This is a genomic window from Streptomyces jumonjinensis (assembly GCF_009600885.1).
Classification (GTDB): Bacteria; Actinomycetota; Actinomycetes; order Streptomycetales; family Streptomycetaceae; genus Streptomyces; species Streptomyces jumonjinensis.
In genome coordinates, this window is record NZ_VCLA01000152.1 from 1 (window position 1) to 2,923 (window position 2,923).

Below are 2,923 nucleotides of genomic sequence, written 5' to 3' on the forward strand. Positions count from 1 at the left end.
GCCACCGCCCGTACCAGCGCGTCGAAGCGCTTCCCCGCGACCAGCCGGCCCACCCCGCCCACCACGAACGCGTCCGGCGCGATGCCCAGCCGGGCGCGGACGGCGGCACGCCGCTCCGGATCGAAGCGGAACCGGGCCGCGTCGATGCCGTTGGGGACGACATGAATCCGCTCCTGGGGCACCCCCCACGCCCGCAGCCGCCCCGCCACCGTGTGCGAGACCGCGACCGTCGCCGACCCCAGCCGTTCGGTGCCCAGATAGAGCGCCCGCGTCGGCCGGGTGAGCGGACGGCCCTCGATCTCCGCCTCGCCCAGCGAGTGCTCGGTGGCGACGGTGGCGCGGACCCCCGCGAGCCGGGCGGCGATCCGCCCGTACACACACGCCCGGTACAGATGGGTGTGGACCAGGTCGTACCGACCGCGCCGGATCAGCCGGGTCAGCCGGGGCAGCGCCCCGAGGTCCCGGTTGCCGCCCATCCGCAGATGGTGGACGCGTACCCCGTCCGCACGGAGTCCGTCCGCCACCGACCCCGGATTGGTCAGCGTCACCACCTCGCACTCCAGCGGCAGATGGCGCAGCAGCAGCCGCAGCTGCTGCTCGGCCCCGCCCACTCCGAGCCCGGTGATCACATGGAGCGCTTTCACGGTCCAGCTCACATCCCCAGCCGGTGGCGGAGCCGCTTCACCCGCAGCCGTACGCCCCGGTCGGCCTGGCTGACATGGGTACGGGGCAGCGCGTACGGTCCGGTCAGCCCGGCGGGCGGGCGGATCGCGCAGCCGTACGCGTATCCGGCGGCGCGCACCGCGTCCGCCGCCCGGCGGTCGACCGTGCCGTACGGATAGCAGAACCCGTCCGGCGCCCTGCCGGTCAGCTCGTGCAGCCAGGCGCGGCTGCGCCCGGTCTCCTGGCGCAGGGCGTCGTCGTCGACGGCCGTGAGATCCACGTGGTAGAGCCCGTGCGAGCCGATCTCGGTCCCGGCGAGGGCGGCGGCGCGGATGCCCCGCTCGTCGAGGAGGGGTTTACGCGGCCCCTCGGGATCCCAGTCGTTGCCGCCGCCGAGCCGTCCCGGCAGTACGAAGAGGGTGGCCGTGCAGCCGTGGTGCCGCAGCACCGGCAGCGCCGCCTCGGTGAAGTCGGCGTATCCGTCGTCGAAGGAGAGCCCGACCAGCCCCCGGGCCCGGCCCAGCGCGTGGGCCCGCAGCAGCGTGCCGACGCCGACGCCGGTGAGGCCGAGACGGCGCAGCGCGCACAGCTGGCGGCCGAGCCGGTCGGGGGCGACGGTGATGCCGTAGGGGTCGTCGGACGGATCGGCGACCGAGTGGTACATCAGGATCCACGGTGCGGCGGATGCGGTCGGCGCGGCGGTGGGCGTCGTCGCCGTGTCAGCGGACATGACGGATCCTCTGTCGGGTGAGGGCCAGCAGATGGACGACTTCCGGGGCTCGGACGGCGAGCCCGGTGAGGGTGAAGACGGCGGGCACGAGCAGTGCGCCGAGCACCAGACTGAGCAGCGCGTCGGCGATCAGCGGTGCGGCCAGCCGTCCGGCGAGCGCGGCGGCGGCAGCGGCCAGGCCGAGCCTGCCGAGCGCGCGGCCGATGGCGCGGACCTCGATGGGGACGATCCGGGAGCCGAGCCCGAACAGCAGCAGCAGGGCGGTGACGCAGATGCCGGCCGCGTTGGCGGCGGCGATCCCGTGCACCCCCCAGGGGCCCACGGCGGCGGATCCGGCGGCGACGGTGACGAGCAGCCCCACGGCCATCGCCGCGGGCGGGTACCAGGTGGGCCGCCCGGACGAGAAGAACGGCCTGCCCAGCGCGCCGACCAGGGTGTGTCCGATGAGCCCGGCGGCGTACACCCGCATCACGGAGGCGGTCGTCGCGGTGTCCTGGGGGTCGAACGCGCCGCGTTCGAAGAGGACTTCGACGATCTGGGGCGCGTATCCGAGGATCAGCGAGGTGCCGAGCAGGACGACCGTGCCCGCGAGGGCGAGGTCCTTCTCGACCCGGCGGCGGGCGCGTTCCCGGTCGCCCTCGGCGACGGCCTGGGCGACGGCGGGGACGGTGACGGTGCAGAACATCAGCGAGAGCACCATCGGCATCTGGGCGACCTTCTGCGCGTAGTTGAGATGGGAGATCGCGCCGCTGGAGAGCGATGAGGCGAGAAAGCGCTCGACGAGGACCTGCGACTGGCGGCTGACGGCGAAGAGGGCGATGGGGGCGAGCACCGCGAAGCCGACGAGGGGGGCGGCGATACGGCCGGCGGGCCGGGGGCGCAGGGGCGGCCAGTCCGCCTCGCGGACGAAGGCGGGCAGCTGGGCGAGGACCATCAGCAGCCCGCCGACGGCGGCTCCGGTGGCGGCGGCGCGCACGCCCCAGCAGGAGTCGAGCAGGAGGATGGTGCCGATGATGCCGATGTTGGAGGCGATGTAGACGGCGGCCGGGGGGAGGAAGCGGCCGTGGGCGCGGAGGGCGGCACTGAAGTATCCGGCGATGCCGTAGGTGAGGACGGTGAGGGCGGCGAGCCGGGTGCAGTCGACGGCGAGACCGGGGTCGGGGAAGCCGGGGGCGAGGGCGCCGACGAACTGGGGGGCGAAGAGGATCAGCAGCCCGGTGACGGCGGCGAGCACAGCGAAGAGCCGGGGGAAGGTGGCGGCGACGAGATCGCGCACGGGGTCGCGGACGGGGTCGCGGAGTGCGGTGGCACGCCCGGCCGCGCGCAGGGCGATGGCGTGGCTGAACGCGGGTACGAGGAGCAGGGCCATGGCGTCCTCGATGAGGAGCGTGGCGGCCATCTCGGGCACGGTCCAGGCGACGAGGAAGGCGTCGCTGTCGGTGCTCGCTCCATAGATCTTGGCGATGGCCTGGTCGCGGACGAGGCCGAGCAGGGCGCCCGCGACGGTGAGCGCGGCGGTGACGGCGGCGG

3 protein-coding genes are annotated in these 2,923 nt (G+C 74.6%); all 3 read right to left on the reverse strand.

Going from position 1 to position 2,923, the window contains the following annotated elements; all coding sequences use genetic code 11:
• Positions 1 to 644 (reverse strand): glycosyltransferase (locus FF041_RS19750; protein ID WP_323392207.1); only part of this gene is annotated, 644 nt, incomplete at its 3' end.
• 8 nt (positions 645 to 652) lie between these two features.
• Complete coding sequence (locus FF041_RS19755; protein ID WP_228388411.1) at positions 653 to 1,393, reverse strand: polysaccharide deacetylase family protein; 741 nt, start codon at positions 1,391 to 1,393, stop codon at positions 653 to 655.
• The coding region (locus FF041_RS19760) for a lipid II flippase MurJ (RefSeq protein ID WP_153524040.1) at positions 1,383 to 2,923 on the reverse strand (1,541 nt) is incomplete at its 5' end. The genes FF041_RS19760 and FF041_RS19755, both read right to left, overlap by 11 nt.